Source organism: Stenotrophomonas maltophilia group sp. RY12688 (assembly GCF_052149045.1).
GTDB classification, from domain to species: Bacteria; Pseudomonadota; Gammaproteobacteria; order Xanthomonadales; family Xanthomonadaceae; genus Stenotrophomonas; species Stenotrophomonas sepilia.
This window is the reverse complement of the sequence record NZ_CP197389.1, coordinates 415,548-431,616: the sequence shown is the minus strand read 5'-3', so window position 1 is coordinate 431,616 and position 16,069 is coordinate 415,548. Positions and strand designations below refer to the sequence as shown.

General features: G+C 66.2%; 19 protein-coding genes. 10 read left to right on the top strand and 9 right to left on the bottom strand.

All coding sequences use genetic code 11. The features are described 5' to 3' along the window. Positions 1-53 precede the first annotated feature (53 nt). Positions 54-953, top strand: coding sequence for a LysR family transcriptional regulator (locus ACS0OT_RS01975; RefSeq protein WP_235649912.1), 900 nt, complete (start codon positions 54-56; stop codon positions 951-953). A gap of 225 nt (positions 954-1,178) precedes the next feature. Next, positions 1,179-2,786, top strand: a complete 1,608-nt coding sequence (locus tag ACS0OT_RS01970; RefSeq protein ID WP_171956385.1) for an ATP-binding cassette domain-containing protein — start codon at positions 1,179-1,181, stop codon at positions 2,784-2,786. Positions 2,787-2,929: 143 nt separating this feature from the next. On the opposite strand, the gene ACS0OT_RS01965 is transcribed toward ACS0OT_RS01970, so the two are convergent. Beyond that, positions 2,930-4,255 (bottom strand): GTP-binding protein, encoded by a 1,326-nt coding sequence (locus ACS0OT_RS01965; RefSeq protein WP_329953261.1) that lies wholly within the window; start codon positions 4,253-4,255, stop codon positions 2,930-2,932. Between the two features lie 69 nt (positions 4,256-4,324). Between ACS0OT_RS01965 and ACS0OT_RS01960 the strand changes: the two genes are divergently transcribed. Beyond that, positions 4,325-4,696, top strand: coding sequence for a MerC domain-containing protein (locus tag ACS0OT_RS01960; RefSeq protein ID WP_053499005.1), 372 nt, complete (start codon positions 4,325-4,327; stop codon positions 4,694-4,696). A 77-nt stretch (positions 4,697-4,773) separates the two neighbouring features. On the opposite strand, the gene ACS0OT_RS01955 is transcribed toward ACS0OT_RS01960, so the two are convergent. Continuing rightward, positions 4,774-5,058: a metal-sensing transcriptional repressor gene (locus ACS0OT_RS01955; protein ID WP_049417302.1), complete on the bottom strand. Its 285-nt coding sequence runs from the start codon at positions 5,056-5,058 to the stop codon at positions 4,774-4,776. Between the two features lie 50 nt (positions 5,059-5,108). On the opposite strand from ACS0OT_RS01955, the gene dmeF reads away from it, so the two are divergent. Continuing rightward, positions 5,109-6,074 carry a CDF family Co(II)/Ni(II) efflux transporter DmeF gene (dmeF, locus tag ACS0OT_RS01950; protein ID WP_329848208.1) on the top strand — a complete coding sequence of 322 codons (966 nt, stop codon included), beginning with the start codon at positions 5,109-5,111 and terminating at the stop codon, positions 6,072-6,074. A gap of 87 nt (positions 6,075-6,161) precedes the next feature. Here the strand turns inward: dmeF and ACS0OT_RS01945 are convergent, their stop codons facing one another. Beyond that, a complete protein-coding gene (locus ACS0OT_RS01945; protein ID WP_005415073.1) occupies positions 6,162-6,446 on the bottom strand; it encodes a hypothetical protein in 285 nt (94 codons plus the stop codon). A 90-nt stretch (positions 6,447-6,536) separates the two neighbouring features. Between ACS0OT_RS01945 and ACS0OT_RS01940 the strand changes: the two genes are divergently transcribed. The 3 genes from ACS0OT_RS01940 (at position 6,537) to ACS0OT_RS01930 (ending at position 9,030) form a co-directional block, all read left to right on the top strand. After that, positions 6,537-6,956 carry a hypothetical protein gene (locus tag ACS0OT_RS01940; protein ID WP_235649910.1) on the top strand — a complete coding sequence of 140 codons (420 nt, stop codon included), beginning with the start codon at positions 6,537-6,539 and terminating at the stop codon, positions 6,954-6,956. Positions 6,957-7,092: 136 nt separating this feature from the next. Then, positions 7,093-7,731: a hypothetical protein gene (locus tag ACS0OT_RS01935; RefSeq protein ID WP_235649909.1), complete on the top strand. Its 639-nt coding sequence runs from the start codon at positions 7,093-7,095 to the stop codon at positions 7,729-7,731. A 456-nt stretch (positions 7,732-8,187) separates the two neighbouring features. Beyond that, positions 8,188-9,030: a class I SAM-dependent methyltransferase gene (locus ACS0OT_RS01930; protein WP_164229704.1), complete on the top strand. Its 843-nt coding sequence runs from the start codon at positions 8,188-8,190 to the stop codon at positions 9,028-9,030. A gap of 3 nt (positions 9,031-9,033) precedes the next feature. On the opposite strand, the gene ACS0OT_RS01925 is transcribed toward ACS0OT_RS01930, so the two are convergent. Together ACS0OT_RS01925 and ACS0OT_RS01920 are read right to left on the bottom strand one after the other, a co-directional pair. Continuing rightward, positions 9,034-10,002, bottom strand: a complete 969-nt coding sequence (locus ACS0OT_RS01925) for a polysaccharide deacetylase family protein (protein ID WP_442256021.1) — start codon at positions 10,000-10,002, stop codon at positions 9,034-9,036. Positions 10,003-10,105: 103 nt separating this feature from the next. Then, complete coding sequence (locus ACS0OT_RS01920) at positions 10,106-10,765, bottom strand: hypothetical protein (protein WP_204324505.1); 660 nt, start codon at positions 10,763-10,765, stop codon at positions 10,106-10,108. 134 nt (positions 10,766-10,899) lie between these two features. On the opposite strand from ACS0OT_RS01920, the gene ACS0OT_RS01915 reads away from it, so the two are divergent. Next, a complete protein-coding gene (locus ACS0OT_RS01915; protein ID WP_442256020.1) occupies positions 10,900-11,580 on the top strand; it encodes a hypothetical protein in 681 nt (226 codons plus the stop codon). A 110-nt stretch (positions 11,581-11,690) separates the two neighbouring features. Here ACS0OT_RS01915 and ACS0OT_RS01910 read toward each other — a convergent pair whose 3' ends face one another. Together ACS0OT_RS01910 and ACS0OT_RS01905 are read right to left on the bottom strand one after the other, a co-directional pair. Further along, positions 11,691-11,864: a hypothetical protein gene (locus ACS0OT_RS01910; protein WP_181452208.1), complete on the bottom strand. Its 174-nt coding sequence runs from the start codon at positions 11,862-11,864 to the stop codon at positions 11,691-11,693. A 9-nt stretch (positions 11,865-11,873) separates the two neighbouring features. After that, complete coding sequence (locus tag ACS0OT_RS01905; protein ID WP_065186645.1) at positions 11,874-12,686, bottom strand: alpha/beta fold hydrolase; 813 nt, start codon at positions 12,684-12,686, stop codon at positions 11,874-11,876. A gap of 227 nt (positions 12,687-12,913) precedes the next feature. On the opposite strand from ACS0OT_RS01905, the gene ACS0OT_RS01900 reads away from it, so the two are divergent. Both ACS0OT_RS01900 and ACS0OT_RS01895 read left to right on the top strand, forming a co-directional pair. Beyond that, a complete protein-coding gene (locus tag ACS0OT_RS01900; RefSeq protein ID WP_235649908.1) occupies positions 12,914-13,393 on the top strand; it encodes a nuclear transport factor 2 family protein in 480 nt (159 codons plus the stop codon). A gap of 75 nt (positions 13,394-13,468) precedes the next feature. Continuing rightward, the gene (locus tag ACS0OT_RS01895) at positions 13,469-13,861 is read left to right on the top strand and encodes an XVIPCD domain-containing protein (protein WP_065197331.1); all 393 of its coding nucleotides are present in this window, start codon (positions 13,469-13,471) and stop codon (positions 13,859-13,861) included. Positions 13,862-13,888: 27 nt separating this feature from the next. Here the strand turns inward: ACS0OT_RS01895 and ACS0OT_RS01890 are convergent, their stop codons facing one another. Further along, a complete protein-coding gene (locus ACS0OT_RS01890) occupies positions 13,889-14,578 on the bottom strand; it encodes a hypothetical protein (RefSeq protein WP_065179600.1) in 690 nt (229 codons plus the stop codon). Between the two features lie 176 nt (positions 14,579-14,754). Further along, positions 14,755-15,900, bottom strand: coding sequence for a YncE family protein (locus ACS0OT_RS01885; RefSeq protein WP_442256019.1), 1,146 nt, complete (start codon positions 15,898-15,900; stop codon positions 14,755-14,757). Positions 15,901-16,069: the final 169 nt, after the last annotated feature.

Here is a 16,069-nt window from a genome sequence, read left to right as displayed (position 1 = left end):
CGCGTGCCGCGATCACCTGCCCCTACCCTGCCGTTTTCATTGCTGCTACGCCCATGTCAGTCCTGGACAACCTCGCCAATCTGCAGACCTTCGTCCACGCCGCCGACACCCGCAGCTTCGTCGAGACCGGGCGCCTGCAGGGCATCTCCGCATCGGCCGCCGGCAAGTGCGTTGCGCGGCTGGAGCACGCACTGGGCGTGCGCCTGTTCCACCGCAGCACGCGCAGCATCACCCTCACCGCCGAGGGCCAGCTGTTCCTGGCGCGCTGCCGGCGCATCCTCGACGAACGCGATGCCGCGCGCACCGAACTGGCGCAACCGCACGCTGCACCGAGCGGCACGCTGCGGATCAGCCTGCCACTGGTAGGCGACCTCACCCTGCCGTTGATGGCCGAATTCATGGCCGCGTATCCGGACATCCGCCTCGACCTGGATTTCAGCGACCGGCTGGTCGATGTCATCGAGGAAGGTTTCGATGCGGTGCTGCGCGTTGGCGAACCCAGCGACTCGCGGATGAACGCACGCCGGCTGGGGGTATTCCCGCGGCGTGTCGTCGCCTCGTCGGGCTACCTGCAGCGTCGCGGCGTTCCACGCACGCCGGCCGACCTGCTGCAGCACACGTTGCTGCACTACCGCTTCCCCAGCACCGGCAAGCTGGAGCCGTGGCCGATCCACTGGCCCGACCACGAAACACCGCAGGAGCTGCCGGTGCACATGGTGGCCAACACCATCGAGGCGCGGGTGGCGCTGGCGCTGCGCGATACCGGCCTGGCCTTCGTGCCGGTGCACTCGGTACGCGATGCGCTGGCCGACGGCCGCCTGGTCACCGTGCTGGAGGATCATGTGCACTCCTGCGGCACCTTCCACCTGCTGTGGCCGTCGGGCCGACACGTACTGCCGAAGCTGCGGGTGTTCATCGACTTCGTCGGCGCCCGCCTGGACACCGTGCCGTAGCCGCGAGAAATCCACCCATGCCCGGCCCACAGTAGATCCACGCCATGCGTGGATGCTCTTGTAGTGCAGAGCCATCAAACCATTCAGCCAACCCCGCTATACTGGCCGCTCATTCCTCCCAGAGGCTCGCGACCAATGCGCCATTGATGCCGCCGTTTTCCCAACAGACGGCCTGACTCTTCCCGCCCCTGCGCGCAGGGGAGAACCGGCATCCATGGAGGTCGCATGACCACACATTCCCTCACGCTCGATCGCGTGTCGTATCGGCTGGCCGACGGCCGCCCGCTGTTTTCCGATCTGTCGTTTTCCTTCGATCCGGTCGCCACCGGTCTGGTCGGTGCCAATGGCACCGGCAAGAGCGTGCTCGCACGCCTGCTGGCCGGTCGGGTGCGGCCAGAGAACGGGCAGGTGCGCAGCAGCAGCCGCGTGTTCCTGTTGCCGACGCCCGGCTATCCCCCCGCCGGCACGGTCGGTGAACTGGCCGGCGTCGGCGCGGAACTGGCCGCGCTGCAACGCATCGAAGCCGGCAGCGTGGATGAGGCCGACTTCGCCTGCGTCGGCGACCATTGGGATCTGCGCGAGCGCCTGCAGCAGCAATGGCAGGCGCTCCGCCTGCCCGACGATCTCGATCCCGCCCAACCCGCCGCGCGTCTCAGTGGCGGCCAGGCCATGCAGGTGGCGCTGTCCGGCGCCTGGGCCAGCGGCGCCGATTGGCTGATCCTGGACGAACCCAGCAACCACCTCGATGGCCGCCATCGCCAACAGTTGTACGAACGGTTGCAGCAGTGGCGCGGCGGCCTGCTGGTGATCAGCCATGATCGCGAGCTGCTGGCGCAGATGCAGCAGATCGTCGAGCTCGACGCGCGCGGGCTGCATCGCTATGGCGGGCCGTGGCAGCACTACGCCGACGCGCGGGCCGCCGAACGCGAAGCGGCCGCCGCACAGCTCGACCACGCCCGCGCCCAGCACCGGCAGCAACAGCGCAGCGCGCGCGAGCAGCACGAACGCCAGCAGCAGCGCCAGGCACGTGGCAATCGCGATGCGAAGCAGGCCAACCAGGCACCGATCCTGCTTGGCCGGCAGAAACAGCGTGCAGAGGCCAGCCACGGGCGCGCGCAACAGGTACAGGCCGATCGTCTTCAGGCCAGCGCCGACCAGCTGCGCGCAGCGGCTTCGGCAGTTCACGCCGCGCCGGAGCTGGCGCTGTTCGCCGGTGACGGTGAACGCGGCAACGCACGTCTGCTGCAGGCGGAGTCGCTGGTGCTGCCGCAGGGTTGCAGTGCACCGTTGCAATTGGAGATCCGCCGCGGCCAGCGCATCGCCGTGGTCGGTGACAATGGCAGTGGCAAGTCCACGCTCCTGCGCGTGCTGGCCGGCCAGCTGCCTGCACGCAGCGGCATCGTGCAGCGCCATGCACCACTGGCGCTGCTCGACCAGCAGCTGCTGGGACTGTCCGGCGAACGCAGCATTCTCGACACCGTGCAGGCCGCCAACCCGGTGGCGGATGCGGGTGAGCTGCGCACACGGCTGGCCCTGCTCGGGCTGGACGCACAGCGCATCCAGCGTGCAGCCCACAGCCTCAGTGATGGTGAACGGGTGAAAGGCGCGCTGGCCAGCGTGCTGTATGCAGATCCCGCACCGCAGCTGTTGCTGCTGGACGAGCCGGGCAACGCGCTGGATCTGAGCGCGTTGCAGGCACTGGAAGAACTGCTGGCGGCGTGGCCGGGCGCGCTGCTGATGGTCAGCCACGACCGGCACCTGCTGCAGGCGTTGCGGCCGACCCACGTGCTGCAGGTGGGCACCGGGGGGTGGCAGTGGCGTGACGGCTTGTAGATCCACGCCATGCGTGGACCTGCTGCAGCAGCCGAGCGTCGGCTCGGCTCTACAGGATAGGCCATGCGTGGATGCATGCATGGCCTATCGACCAGGGGTAGTGCCGGCCGCTGGCCGGCAACCCATGGATCCTCAGTGCACCGTCACCGCTTCCACACCGGGAATGCCTGCGGCAACTGTTGCCACAGCAGCGGCCCCGCACGCAGTTCCTGGTCGTTGAGCAGGCACGCGTCCAGCTCCGCACGCACCGCGCGCTCATCCATGTGCACGCCAATCACCACCAGCTCCTGGCGGCGGTCGCCCCACAGCGGGTGCCACAGCCGCTGCATCGCCGAATGCGCGGCCGCATCCGGGAAGTCTTCCAGACCCGGCAACGGTGCGCTCCAGCAGTCGGCCTGCTGCCGCGCCCAGCCCAGGTCGCTGTACGGCAGCGGCGTGGGCGGCAGCAATGGCGCGGTGTCCTCCAGCCCAGCCCGCACACGATCACGCGCGGCGTACCAGAACCCCGCCGCCTGCGTCCGCGTCGCGGCGCCCACGGTGTTCAGCTCACCCACCCAGTCCATGCGATTGGCCAGCCAGAACCAGCCCTTGCTGCGGATCACGCCGGGCATGCCCGACTGCAGCGCGCGGGCGAAGCGCGCGGGATGGAACGGTCGCCGCGAGCGGTAAACGAAACTGGCGATGCCGTACTCTTCGGTCTCCGGCGTATGCTCGCCACGCAGTTCCTTCACCCAGCCCGGCGCACGTTGCGCACGCTCGTAGTCGAAGCGGCCGGTGTCCAGCAGCTCGGCCAGTGGCACGTCACCGAAGCGGGACAGCAGCAGCTTCGCGTCGCGGTTCAGGCCGCGCAGCACGGCCAGCGTGTCCTGCAGCACCTCGTCATCCACCTGGTCGACCTTGCTGACCACGATCACGTCGGCGAACTCGACCTGCTCGCACAGCAGGTCGACCAACCCCCGGTCGTCATCCGGCCCGGCCTGCTGGCCGCGCTCGGCCAGGCGCAACGTCGAGCCGAAGTCGGCAAGGAATGCGCCGCCATCCACCACCGTCACCATCGTGTCCAGGCGCGCGATGTCACTCAGGCTGAAGCCCTGCTCGTCGCGCACCGCGAACGTGGCCGCCACCGGCATCGGCTCGCCGATGCCGGTCGACTCGATCAGCAGGTAGTCATAGCAACCGGCGTCGGCCAGGCGCCGCACTTCCTGCAGCAGGTCATCGCGCAGGGTGCAGCAGATGCAGCCATTGCTGAATTCCACCAGCGTCTCTTCGGTGCGGCGCAGCTCGGCGCCGCCGTCGCGCACCAGTTGCGCGTCGATGTTGACCTCACTCATGTCGTTGACGATGACCGCCACACGCAGGCCGGCGCGGTTGCGCAGGATCTGGTTGAGCAGGGTGGTCTTGCCGGCCCCGAGGAAGCCGGACAGCACGGTGACCGGAAGGCGACGGTCGGCGCGGGAAACAGTGTTCATGTCGGAGCGGGTTGGCTGCGGAGTGTAAATGTTACTGTATAACAATATCTGCGCAAGGAACGTCCCCCGATGAAGTCGCCGTCTGCCGCCCTGCTCGATGCCGGCGCGGTCGCCCTGTCCAGCCTGTGCCTGCTGCACTGCCTGGCGCTGCCCCTGCTTGCAGCCGCGCTGCCGCTGTTCGGCAGCTGGGCCGAAGCCGAATGGGTCCACCTGCTGTTCGTGGCCATCGCCTTGCCGCTGACCGGGTATGCACTATGGCGGGCGGAGCGCCGCCATCCGTTGCCGGTGCTGGCCTGGGCCACCGCCGGCGCCGGGCTCGGCCTGCTGCTGGCCGGTGCGCTGGCGCTGCCCTCGCACGACTGGGAAACACCGATGACCGTCACCGGCAGCCTGCTGCTGGCCGCCACGCATATCTGGAACGCGCGGCACCGGCACGGGTAGTGCCGGCCGCTGGCCGGCAACCCCATGAACGCCGCACGCAACCTGCAGGTGCCGGCCAGCGGCCGGCACTACCCTTGCTATTTGCCGTAGCGGCGCAGCAGTTCGACCAGCACCTCGGCCTCGGCCGCCCGCTGCTGCGGGTCTTCGGCGCCGACCACATGTTCCTGCAGATGCTCGTGCAGCAGCTCCATCAGCAGGCTGTGGGCGGCACCGCGCACGGCGGCAACCTGCACCAGCACGTCCGCACAGTCGCCGGCCTCACCCTCCGGCCTGTCCAGCGCCTGCTCCAACGCCGCCACCTGGCCGCCGATGCGGCGTACCCGGGTCAGCAGCTGCTTTCGATTCCTGTGTACATGGGCCATGGGCGCATCGTATACCCTATGGGGGTATCCTTCCACCCTCTGGTCTTTCCATGCACCTGGATGCCCTCGCCGCCGCCCGTCGCCACGAACACCGCTTCGACGACGGCAACCCGCTGGCCGAACGCAATACCCGCCGCGCTCTGTGGCTCACCGTCAGCATGATGCTGGTGGAAATTGTCGGCGGCTGGTGGTTCAACTCCATGGCCGTGCTCGCCGACGGCTGGCACATGAGTTCGCACGCACTCGCGCTGGGCCTGGCAGTGTTCGCCTACCGCTGCGCGCGCCGCTACGCGCACGACCCGCGCTTCGCCTTCGGTACCTGGAAGATAGAGATCCTGGCCGGCTATACCAGCGCCATCGCCCTGCTTGGCGTCGCCGCGCTGATGGCGGTGCAATCGCTGGAGCGGCTGTGGGTACCGGCAACGATCCACTACAACGAAGCCATCGCCATTGCTGCGGTCGGGCTGGGCGTCAACCTGCTGTGCGCCTGGTGGCTGCACGACAGCCCGGGCCACGTGCATCACCACCACGGGCATGACCATGGCCATCACCACGGCCACAACCACGATCACACCCATGCGCACGGTCACGACCTCAACCTGCGCTCGGCCTATGTGCACGTGCTGGCCGACGCCGCCACCTCGGTGCTGGCCATCATCGCCCTGCTCGGCGGCAAGCTGCTGGGCCTGACCTGGCTGGACCCGGTGATGGGCCTGGTCGGCGCCGTGCTGGTCACGGTGTGGGCGATCGGCCTGCTGCGCGACAGCGGCCGCATCCTGCTCGACGCGCAGATGGACGCGCCGGTGGTGGCCGAAGTGCGCGAGGTGATCGAACAAGGCCCGTGGCCGGCGCGCCTGGCCGACCTGCACGTCTGGCAGGTCGGCCGCGGCAAGTACGCGGTCAGTGCCAGCGTGGTCACCAGCGACGCAGGTCTGGATGCCGATACCGTGCGCAATGCACTGGCGATCCATGAGGAGCTGGTGCATGTCACCGTGGAGATCCACCGCAGCACCTGACCTGCATCCGGTAGTGCCGGCCGCTGGCCGGCACCCCATGAGCGCCGCACGCAACCTGCAGGTGCCGGCCAGCGGCCGGCACTACCGCTACAGCTTCAGCATCATCCGCAGCAGGTACATCAGCAGCGGCAGCGCACTCAGCACTGCACCGCCGATGCCGATCCACGGCCAGCGCTCACCGCGCACGCGCGATGCTACGGCCAGGCCGCCGCCCACCAGCGCCGCACCCAGCACGCCCACGCCCAGCCCTGCGGCCATGCCATTGCCACCCGCAGCGACCGCCGCCTGTGCCGCCACGGTGCCTGCCCCCCACCCCACTGCAATACCCAGCCAACTGGCCACGCCGCACCACGGTGCCTTGCCCTGCGCCATCCGAAAACCCCTGTGTCCTTGCCGAATTTCCGTACGGGCCACGCCCGCGTGCTGCCTACACTAGCCGCACCTGCCCTGTAGGGACATCCCATGCGCACGCTCCGCCTGCTGCTGCCCGGTGCCCTCCTGCTGCTGACCGCCGCCTGCAGCGGTGACGCCGGGCTTCCGTTTTCCACCGACCCGCTGCAGGGCTGCTTCGCCACCAGCGCGCGCAAACCCGCCGACTTCCGCATCGACAAGGAAGGTGGCCAGTACTTCGTTTCCTTCAGCCGTGGCGAGCAGTGGCAGCGCGAACCCAATGCCCTGCACAAGGCCACGTCCAGCGAGATCAGCCGCTACTTCCGCGACGACGCCGAGCAGATCGACAGTGCGTTGATCCGCATGGCCGGCGGTTTCGGCATCTTCCACTTCAACAAGGGCGCGACGCTGAAGGGCAAGGCCAGCGACAGCGACTACATGGCGTTGATGCTGATCGGGGCCGGGCCGGTGTATGCGGTGAAGTGCGATTAGCGACACAGACTTTTGAGAAATGTTTGAAATCCAAAGAACTGCGTAATGCAACCAAAAGCACCATTGGGCAAGTAGCGAAGATGAAGCCTCACCCAGATTTTGAGAGGCCCAAGTGAAATTGCAGCTAGCCATCATCATGTTCATCGCCTCTGTATCCGTGCAGGCAGGAGACGGGAATCCAGCTGTCGGACAAACCGCAGACGAAGCAAAGATCCCGGAAAAAATCGTTCGCAGCGCAGAATGGCCCGACTTCATTGGGGGGACGATCAGTGTGGAGCAGTCCCTCACCCGCAACTCGAAGGGACAATATGTATATCGCTACGACGATCAAACGGAAGCGACGAAGCAGTATCACGAGGCTTCCTGCGCAGATCTTGGAATGAACCCTGCCAAGGGCGAGTCCATCACAGTGGGGCCAGGAAGCGCTGCATGGCATTGCTCAAGCATCGATTCGAACAGTGCTAGCGACGCAAAGAGTACTGACTATGTAATCGCCTATGCACCAAATGGACAGGTATCAGCTGGCCAGAACTTCGTTTCCTACGGAACCGTAAGATTCAACAGCTCAGTCAGTGGGAACATCCAGGGTAGCGCGCAAATAGACAACGGAAGGTGCCGGACCTTCTATAGCGAGTATTACCCGCCAAACACGGTGGGAAATCACACTGCACGAGTCCTCTGCTTTGCTCATTCCCCGCAGACGATGAATACGCTGATGGAAGGTTGTGTACCGCGCGCCTGCGCCAGTGATCGTGGTTCCATCAGAGCCAACTGATACCAAAACCTTTTGACCTAGCAGTGAGGGTGACCAAGCCACCCTCACTGCTTAGGTACATGACCCGATTCCCAATGATCGCTACCATCGCTCAATCCCTGATTTTCGTATCAGGCTCGTGCATCCCAGGCCAACTGAGCGCGGACTACAGCCTCCAAGGGACACCAGTGGTCATCCGCAGCACATTGGCCCCTGACAGTTCTGGGAACATGATATGCATCCAGCAACTTTTGATCAGAAATGAAGAGGGAGTACTGACCTATCATTACGATCTTCAACCGTCAGCGTCACGCGACTTCCACAGAGAATTCTGTGCCGCTATGGGCATGACGCCCTCAGTGGGAACTGCATCTCTACCAACGCCCTCCACCGGTTGGGTCTGCACTACGGAATCTCAGTATCCTGGCAAAGGTCCTGCGGTACCATGCCCTCCCCCGAACCGCCCCGGTACCCGCCGTGCCCCATTACACCGGCCCCCTGCTGACCCGCGACAGCGCCGATACCCTGCGCCGTGCCCGTGACAAGGGCGCCGCCGACTGGCAGGGATCGCTTGACCTCGGCCGCAGCCAGGACAGCGTGGCGCTGGATACGGACGGCTTCCACTTCCGGGGCCAGCCCTACCCTTGGCCGGGCAAGCTGAAGGACCGCACGCTGTACTACTGGGATGGCGAGGAATTCGCGCCGATCTCGCGCTACAGCGGCTCGCTGATCAAGCTGGTGCCCACCGAATGGGGCGCACCGACCTTCGAGATCGACGGCATCAAGATGCTGCCGACCTCCAAGCTGTCGCCGTTCGAGGATGCACGCCGCAAGGTGGAGCTGGTCGCCCCGGCCGGCAAGGTCATCCTCGATACCTGCGGTGGCCTGGGCTACTTCGCCGCCTGCGCGCTGGAGGCCGGTGTCGGCCAGATCCGTTCATTCGAGAAGAACGCCGATGTGATGTGGCTGCGCACGCTCAACCCGTGGTCGCCGGATCCAGACTCGGCTGCCGCCGGTGGTCGCCTGCAGTTCAGCCACGGTGACGTTTCGCAGCAGATCGAACGGGTGGCCAGCAACAGTGTCGACGCAATCCTGCACGACCCACCGCGCTTCGGCATCGCCGGCGAGCTGTACTCGCAGGTGTTCTACGACCACCTCGCCCGCGTCATCCGCAAGGGCGGTCGCCTGTTCCATTACACCGGCGCGCCGAACAAGCTGACCAGCGGCCGCGACGTGCCGCGTGAAGTGGCCAAACGTCTGGAAAAGGCTGGTTTCAAGGCGGAACTGGCGCTCGACGGCGTGCTGGCCGTCAAGCGCTGAGCCTCACTCCGAATCAACCTTGGCCAGCTTCATCACCCACGCCGGCACCCCCGGTTCGCCGGCGTAGAAGTCCTTCGGCTTGTTCTCCGCCATCGCCCAGCGATGCAGCCAGCTCGGGCCATAGCGGCCGTTGTAGCCTTCCGCACCCCGCGCATACGCCGGGTCACGCATCGCTTCGTCCAGTGAAATGAAGCGATAGCCGCGGCGCTTCGTGGCCGCCACCAGTTCGGCAAAGGTGGCCGCATTGAGCTCGTTGGCGTGCATCAGCCACACCTGCGGCAGCGCGTACCCCAGCAGCAACTGCGACTGCTTCTCGTAGTAATCCAGCTTGTTCAGCATGTACGGCACGTAGCCCTTGCGCAGCTGCGCCAGCGTCGCGTCACGCGCCGGCGAATCCGCCTGCTCGTTCATCACGTTGGCATAGGCGAACGCCCACACCCATTCCCCGTTGTCCACCGTCACCGGTGCCACGCGATAGCCATGCTGCTTGAAGAACGCCTCCATCTGCACGCGCTCATCTGCGGTGCGCCCGGCGCGCAGGTAGGGGTGGCGCATCCACTGTGGCGCCTGCCCCTTCTCGGCCAGCAGCGGCCGCAGCACCGTTTCGCCGCGCAGGAAATCCTGCTGGAACGCCGCCACGCCCTTCGCATTCAAATCCATGTGCGAGTACGTGTGGTTGCCCAGCACATAACCCGCATCGCGCCAGTCGCGCAGCATCTGCACCTGCGCCGGCTGCACCTGTCCATTCACCTCAAGCTTGTTCTCATTGACGAAGCCCACCACCGGCACGCCGGCCTCGCGCAGCTGGGCCATCAACGCTTCGTGCCGCGCCTGCAGATCCGGCGGCACGATCTGGTCCAGCCGTGCCCATGGCAGATCATCGATGGTCACCGCGATACGACGGTCCACCTCGGCGGCGTGTACGGCCAGCGAACACAGCAACAACGGCAACGCACGCAGCAACAAGCGCATCGGGTCTTCCCTGGAGTGGCGAGGCGTCGACTGTAGCGCGATTGCCGCGCGCCGCCGAGCGTGCGCCCTGCATGTCTCGGATCCGGTCAGCCGCGGAGGCCCGTCAGGCCACTGCCGATCGTGCCACCCGGGCCCGCACGATCGCCCGCCACAGGGAGATGCCGCCCACCATCGTCGCCATCAGCAACGCCACCAGCACCAGCGCCAGGTCGTCCGGATTGCGCATCAGCGTTGCGTTCTCGCGCGCCAGGATGTGGAACACCACGGACTGCGCCTGCACCAGCGGGGTATCGCCCTCCGCCACCAGGTCCATCAGGCATGCCGTGGGTGACAAGCGCGCCACGCTGTTCCATGCGTTCTCGTACAGGTGCAGCGTCCACCCGGCCAAGCACAGTGCCCCGCCATGCAGCAGCAGCAGCGCCACGTTCGCCGTGCGCAGCCCATCGCGCAGCCACAGCGCGCGGCTCGCGCACACCGCCATCGCACCCAGCAGCGCCAGCACGATGCCCGCCAATGGAATCCAGCTCAATGGCTGCCAGTCGTCCAATGCACCGGCGCGCGCCATCACCTGTTCGGCCATCTGCAACCGCGCCTGCTCATCCGGGCCACCGCACGCCGCGGTGATCGGCTCCAGCAGCAGGTCGACGCGGCAATGGAAGAACCCGGAAGCCAGTGCAACGGACAGCAACGCGACCAGCTGCAGCATCAGCAGGATCGGCCCCTGCCCACAGATGCGGCGGATTCGGGAGGTGGCAGCGCTCATCGGTTCATCCATGACAGCAAAGAGCCATCCTAACCAAGCAGTTCGCACGTGTCGGCTGGCGGATGCGACACACACCACGCAGCGCCGTTACGATGGCACGGTTGTTTGAATGCGAATTTTCCTTGGTATTCCCGATGGTGATGCTGTACCTGATCGTACGAACGCTGCTGCCCCTGCTGGCATTCGTGCTCGCGTGGTGGCTGCTCGCGCGCCTGATCGACGCGCGCGCCGCCCGGCTGCCACGCGTCCCGTTGAACCTGCCGGCGCACAGCAGCAGCCCGCGCAGGAAGGATCGGCGCATCTACGCGCGCAAGCTGCGGCGCAAGCCGGGGCTGCGCACGGCGACCCGCGCCGCCGCCGCGCCGCGCAGATGGCGCCCCGCCGCAGCTGTCCTGTCGATAGGCGTGCTGGCCGCCACTGTGGTCGCCATCCCCGATGGTGCGCGCTTCCAGGTGATGGTGGGCAATGTCATTGGCTACCCGGGAACCATCATCGAGGTGCGGGTTCCCGCAGCAGCACAGCCTGTCGTGCTGCAGGCATGGCGCCCCGTACTGGCACACCTGGGAAGGCCCGTGGCGATGCGCTATCCGATTGCTCGCACCGGCGGCGAGCATGAAGCCCATGCGGTGGTGCCCACGCAGGTCCGTCAGCAGGGCGACCAGCTGCAGGTGGCCATCGCACTGCCGGTGGACAGCGAAGTACTGCGTGCCGAACTGGCGCGACAGGCAGGGTTGCCGGTCGAGGCGATCAACGTGCAGAGGCGCGACGTAGCGCCATGGCGGGAGTCGGGCTGGCGGCCACTGCCCGGCCCCTAGCGCCGAGACCATGCTCGGCTGCCCTTTGCCCCTTCCCCGAACGGCACGCGCTGTGCGCGCCAGCCGAGCATCGGCTCTGTGCTACGCCACGTCCCCACCCGGCCTGTGAATCACGACCCACGCGGCAGCTTCGCCGCCCACATGTTGTCCACCAGGTTCGGATACCGCCGCCCGTTCTCCTCGGCACGTTGCCGTGCCGCCGCCTTCTGCGCATCCGACAGCGGTTGCGACGTCTGGCCCTTGGGGTTGGGCTTCTTCCACGGGGGTGTCTTTGGCTCGCGCATCGCCGTAGCTTACCGCTTCAGGAAGTTCAGCAGCGCCAGATTGAAGCGGTCGGCGTGGCTGGTGTTGCAGCCATGCGGTGCACCTTCCAGGATCACCACTTCGCTGCCCTTGATGGCCTTGTGCGTACGCTGGCCGGAGCCCTCGAACGGCACGATGGCGTCACTGTCGCCGTGCAGGATCAAGGTCGGCACCGTGATCTTCTTCAGGTCATCCCGGAAATCGGTCGTAGCGAACGCCTTCATGCAGCCCAGCGCCGCCGCCTGGTCGGATTGATGGCACAGCGCGATCGCCGCCTGGCGCGTCTCCTCGGTGACCATCAACTGGCCGTTGGCGCTGAAGAAGTCGCGGGTGAAGCCATCGAAGAACGCTTCGCGGTCCTTCTCCAATCCGCTGCGCATTTCATCGGCCTTGGCCTGGGTCAGTGGCCCCTGCGGATTGTCGTCGCTGCGCAGCAGGAACGGCGGCACAGCGGCCGCGAACACCACACTGTGCAGGCGATCCTGGCCATGGTTGGCCACGTAGCGCGCCACCTCGCCGCCACCCATCGAGAAACCGACCAGGGTGGCGTCGCGCAGGTCACGTTCCTCGATCAACCCCGCCAGGTCCGCCGCCAGCGTGTCGTAGTCATAACCTTCGGCCGGCTTGTCAGAGCGGCCAAAGCCACGCCGGTCGTAGCTGATCACCCGATACTGGGCGTCGCGCAGGATCGCCACCTGCGTCTTCCAGGCATCGGCGGACAGCGGCCAGCCGTGGATCAGGATGACCGGGCGGCCATCGCCACCCGTGTCTTCAACGTGCAGGCGGATGCGGGAAGCAGGCATGGGCGCTCCTGTGGAAGGGAAGGAGTGCAGGCTAGTGGCCGTCACCTGTGGCGGCTGTGAGGGAATCCCGGTCGCTCATGACATCCCCTGCACAGGCAACGGCCTCAAGGCTGGAACCGGGCCGCCAATATGGGCATTCATTCCGTGGCAGGGCCGTTTCGTCGGAAGCCGGCTGCAGTGGCCCAAACGCCATGCGAGCCTGCGTGAACCCTCCCTGGAGCCTCACCATGCTGCTGCTCACCCTGCCCTTGCTGGCCGCCGGCCTCGTTGCCACGCCAGCGCCCGCCGACACCCTGCGCGTGCAGATCCGCCACGCCGATATCCAGCTCTTCGCTGCGGCCTTCGAGGCCTGCGATGCCGACAAGGCCGCCGCGATGACGACCGACGACATGGAGTTCTTCCATGACAAGGATGGCAAGTCGGCCAGCAGCCGCGAGGACTTCCGCCACAGCGTGGCCAACCTGTGCAGCAGCGCGCGCGAGGGTGGCTGGCAGCTGCGCCGCGAGCTCGTGGAATCTTCGCTGCAGGTGTTTCCGCTGCACGATGAGCGGGCGCTCGAAATCGGCGACCACCGCTTTTACGAGCGCGGCAAGGACGGGGTGGAACGCTGGACCGGCCAGGCCCGCTTCATCCAGGTCTGGCGCCGCGTGGACGGGCACTGGCTGGCCGAACGGGTGATCAGCTATGACCATCGGCCGGCGGACTGACCTTTCCGGCGCCCTTCACCGGCCGGATCTATACTGGCGGGGTTCACCCCGACCCACCGCTACCGTTCGATCGCCATGGCAGAGATCACCCCCAACCACCCCGACTACGGCCTCAACCAGCAGATCCGTCAGGGCGTGGCCGCACTGGACGCCCAGCATGGCCGTGCGTTCGACCAGACCAGCGAACGCCTGACCGCCAGCCTGACCGTGCTCGCCCGCGAACAGGGCCTGCAGCAGGTCGACCACGTGCTGGTCAGCAACGCCACGGCCCAGCACCCGGCCGGGCACAACATCTTCGTGGTGCAGGGCGACCCGGCCAATCCGGCGCACCTGCGCGCGATGATGCCGACGGCTCTGGCAGCGCAGACGCCGGTGGAGCAGTCGATGCAGAAGTTGGGGGTGGGTGCGCAGCCGCAGGTCGATGTGCAGGCGCACGAAATGCAGAATCCTGCGCCTCGGATGGGGTAAGCAGGCGCGGAAGCGGTTTCTCTCCCGCTATTTGAACTCTGAAACGAACAGGCCTTCCCGCTTCAGAACGTCTCTGGCCTGGGTGACATAGCTGCTCACCGTAAGTCGATCCAATGGAAGCATCTCGCCCTGCTTCTTCGCCGGCAGCAACCTTCCCGCCTGCTGAAGACGGAATGCCTCGTGGTCCTTCTGGATGTTGATGGATGACACCTTTCCATGGACCTTCAGCAGCTCCAGCACGCACACATGGAAGACCTGTGGCCTGCATTGCGAGATGAACTTCTCAATGGACATCTTCGGGTCGACGAAGTACGGCTTGAACCGTTTGAAGAGTCCCTTCCTTGCACCGTCCTCCAGGTTCTTGATGTAGGCATCCAGCGGAACGTCGATGTTCGAGAGATCATGGATGTACTGGTTTCTGATCTCTGCAACGGCCTTGAACATCGATTTCTGTTCACTGTCGATGATGTTCATCTTGCGCAGAAAATTGATCCTCACTTCCTGCGGAAGATTGCTGATCACATCGAATATCAGCGGCTCGCGCAGGGCATCGACGACGGCCCGCGTGAAAACGGCCTCGACGAGCTGCGCCAGCTTCGAGATGAAGCTCCACGAGTCTTCCTCTTTGTAGAGTGCTACGGCGAATCCCTTCGGTATCGCCAGCTCTTTGTTCAACCTTTCAAATGCGAGCTCGACGAACGCGGTATACGTACTCATTGGATAGCCTCCCCTGGAAGGCTGATGACGCTACATGTACCGCCCCACTGCAACAAGCGCTGCCCCTGCTTTTGCAACACTTCCTAGTCCAGCGTCATGCGAGCCGCATAAACGGATGAGGCCCGCTCCACGGCCGACGGCCGAGGACACGGCCCTCGTCAATCCAGCGCGAATGCTTACAGCTGGATGCGCGCCACGCTCTCGTCAGCGCCCTTGTCATCCTTCTCGCCGTTCTTGATGCTCACGAACAGCACGTTGTTCTTCGCATCCAGCGCCAAGCTGTTCGGGTGGGTCGGCACCGTGTAGGTGGCCACCTTCTGGTAGCTGTCACTGTTGTACGCCGTCACCGTGCCCGCTTCGCGGTTGGTCACGTACAGGCGCTTGCGCGGTGCATCCAGCAGGATGCCCAGCGGGCCGGCATCGGTCGGGATGCTGGCCAGTTCCTTGCCGGTACTGCGGTCAAGCACCAGCACGCGCTGGCCCGGATGCTTGCTGACCAGGCCACTGCTCTTGGCCTGGTAGCCACGCAGGAATTCCGAGCCCTGGTCGGTCACGAACAGCCGCTTGCCGTCCGGATCCAGCGCGATGTTCATCGGCTGCTCGGCGGCGATCCTGTGCTGCGCCACCACCTTGTTCGAATCGGTGCCCACCACCACCAGGTCGGCCAGCAGGTTGCTGGTGTAGACGCGCTTGTTGGCCGCATCCAGCGCCAGGCCCGGCGCCTTGGCATTGCCCAGGCCGTCGATGGTGTTGATCACCTTCAGCGTGTTCGTATCGATCACGAACAGCACGCTGCTCACGTCCGGCTGGCTGCTGTGGCCAGTCACGTACAGGCGGTTGGCCGCGCTGTCGACCACCAGCTCGCGCAGGTCGTGGGTGTAGGCGGCCTTGCCGTCCTTGCCGGTCTTCTTCTCCATCAGCTGGAGGGTGCCGACGGCCTTGTTCTGCGCGGTGTCGACCACGGTCACCGACAGGTCCACGGTGTTGCCCACGTACAGGCGGTCGTGGGCGTCATCCAGCACCACGCCGAACGCCTTGCGCTCCAGCGGGATGCGGGTTTCCACGGCCAGCGTGGCCGGGTTCAGGCGCAGCACCTGGGCCGGGCCGGCGTCATCGCCGAAACCGCCGGACGAGGCCACGAACACGGCGTTCTGCTTCGGGCTGTAGGCCAGCTCGTACAGGCCCTTGGCCACGGCCTGGCGCTGCACGGCGGTGGTGGCACTGGCGGCGGGTGCGTTGTCGGCGAACGCCGAGGGCGCGCCGAGGCTGAGCGAAACGGCAACGGCCAGGGCGGCCGAGCGGAAGAGAGGAGTACTGAACATGCGAGCGTCCTTGAATGGGCACGGGAAGGTGTCCTGGCTCGCTGGGCCGTACTGCGACGGCCCGCCCCACATCTGTCTGCGCGGGGTGGGCTGGCTGGGGATGCGGGGGAATGGTAGCAGGTGGGGGGCGTGGCGTGCGCCGGCGCGGGCATGGCCGACGCTCGACCTC

What these genes read in the sequence shown, in the direction of transcription:
- ACS0OT_RS01895 (WP_065197331.1), top strand. Translation starts at nt 13,469, where the DNA reads ATGGCAGAGATCACCCCCAACCACCCCGACTACGGCCTCAACCAGCAG.
- ACS0OT_RS01910 (WP_181452208.1), bottom strand. Translation starts at nt 11,864, where the DNA reads ATGCGCGAGCCAAAGACACCCCCGTGGAAGAAGCCCAACCCCAAGGGC.
- ACS0OT_RS01925 (WP_442256021.1), bottom strand. Translation starts at nt 10,002, where the DNA reads ATGCGCTTGTTGCTGCGTGCGTTGCCGTTGTTGCTGTGTTCGCTGGCC.
- dmeF (WP_329848208.1), top strand. Translation starts at nt 5,109, where the DNA reads ATGCACCTGGATGCCCTCGCCGCCGCCCGTCGCCACGAACACCGCTTC.
- ACS0OT_RS01905 (WP_065186645.1), bottom strand. Translation starts at nt 12,686, where the DNA reads ATGCCTGCTTCCCGCATCCGCCTGCACGTTGAAGACACGGGTGGCGAT.
- ACS0OT_RS01935 (WP_235649909.1), top strand. Translation starts at nt 7,093, where the DNA reads ATGTTCATCGCCTCTGTATCCGTGCAGGCAGGAGACGGGAATCCAGCT.
- ACS0OT_RS01900 (WP_235649908.1), top strand. Translation starts at nt 12,914, where the DNA reads ATGCTGCTGCTCACCCTGCCCTTGCTGGCCGCCGGCCTCGTTGCCACG.
- ACS0OT_RS01955 (WP_049417302.1), bottom strand. Translation starts at nt 5,058, where the DNA reads ATGGCCCATGTACACAGGAATCGAAAGCAGCTGCTGACCCGGGTACGC.
- ACS0OT_RS01940 (WP_235649910.1), top strand. Translation starts at nt 6,537, where the DNA reads ATGCGCACGCTCCGCCTGCTGCTGCCCGGTGCCCTCCTGCTGCTGACC.
- ACS0OT_RS01885 (WP_442256019.1), bottom strand. Translation starts at nt 15,900, where the DNA reads ATGTTCAGTACTCCTCTCTTCCGCTCGGCCGCCCTGGCCGTTGCCGTT.
- ACS0OT_RS01975 (WP_235649912.1), top strand. Translation starts at nt 54, where the DNA reads ATGTCAGTCCTGGACAACCTCGCCAATCTGCAGACCTTCGTCCACGCC.
- ACS0OT_RS01970 (WP_171956385.1), top strand. Translation starts at nt 1,179, where the DNA reads ATGACCACACATTCCCTCACGCTCGATCGCGTGTCGTATCGGCTGGCC.
- ACS0OT_RS01890 (WP_065179600.1), bottom strand. Translation starts at nt 14,578, where the DNA reads ATGAGTACGTATACCGCGTTCGTCGAGCTCGCATTTGAAAGGTTGAAC.
- ACS0OT_RS01965 (WP_329953261.1), bottom strand. Translation starts at nt 4,255, where the DNA reads ATGAACACTGTTTCCCGCGCCGACCGTCGCCTTCCGGTCACCGTGCTG.
- ACS0OT_RS01920 (WP_204324505.1), bottom strand. Translation starts at nt 10,765, where the DNA reads ATGAGCGCTGCCACCTCCCGAATCCGCCGCATCTGTGGGCAGGGGCCG.
- ACS0OT_RS01960 (WP_053499005.1), top strand. Translation starts at nt 4,325, where the DNA reads ATGAAGTCGCCGTCTGCCGCCCTGCTCGATGCCGGCGCGGTCGCCCTG.
- ACS0OT_RS01915 (WP_442256020.1), top strand. Translation starts at nt 10,900, where the DNA reads ATGGTGATGCTGTACCTGATCGTACGAACGCTGCTGCCCCTGCTGGCA.
- ACS0OT_RS01945 (WP_005415073.1), bottom strand. Translation starts at nt 6,446, where the DNA reads ATGGCGCAGGGCAAGGCACCGTGGTGCGGCGTGGCCAGTTGGCTGGGT.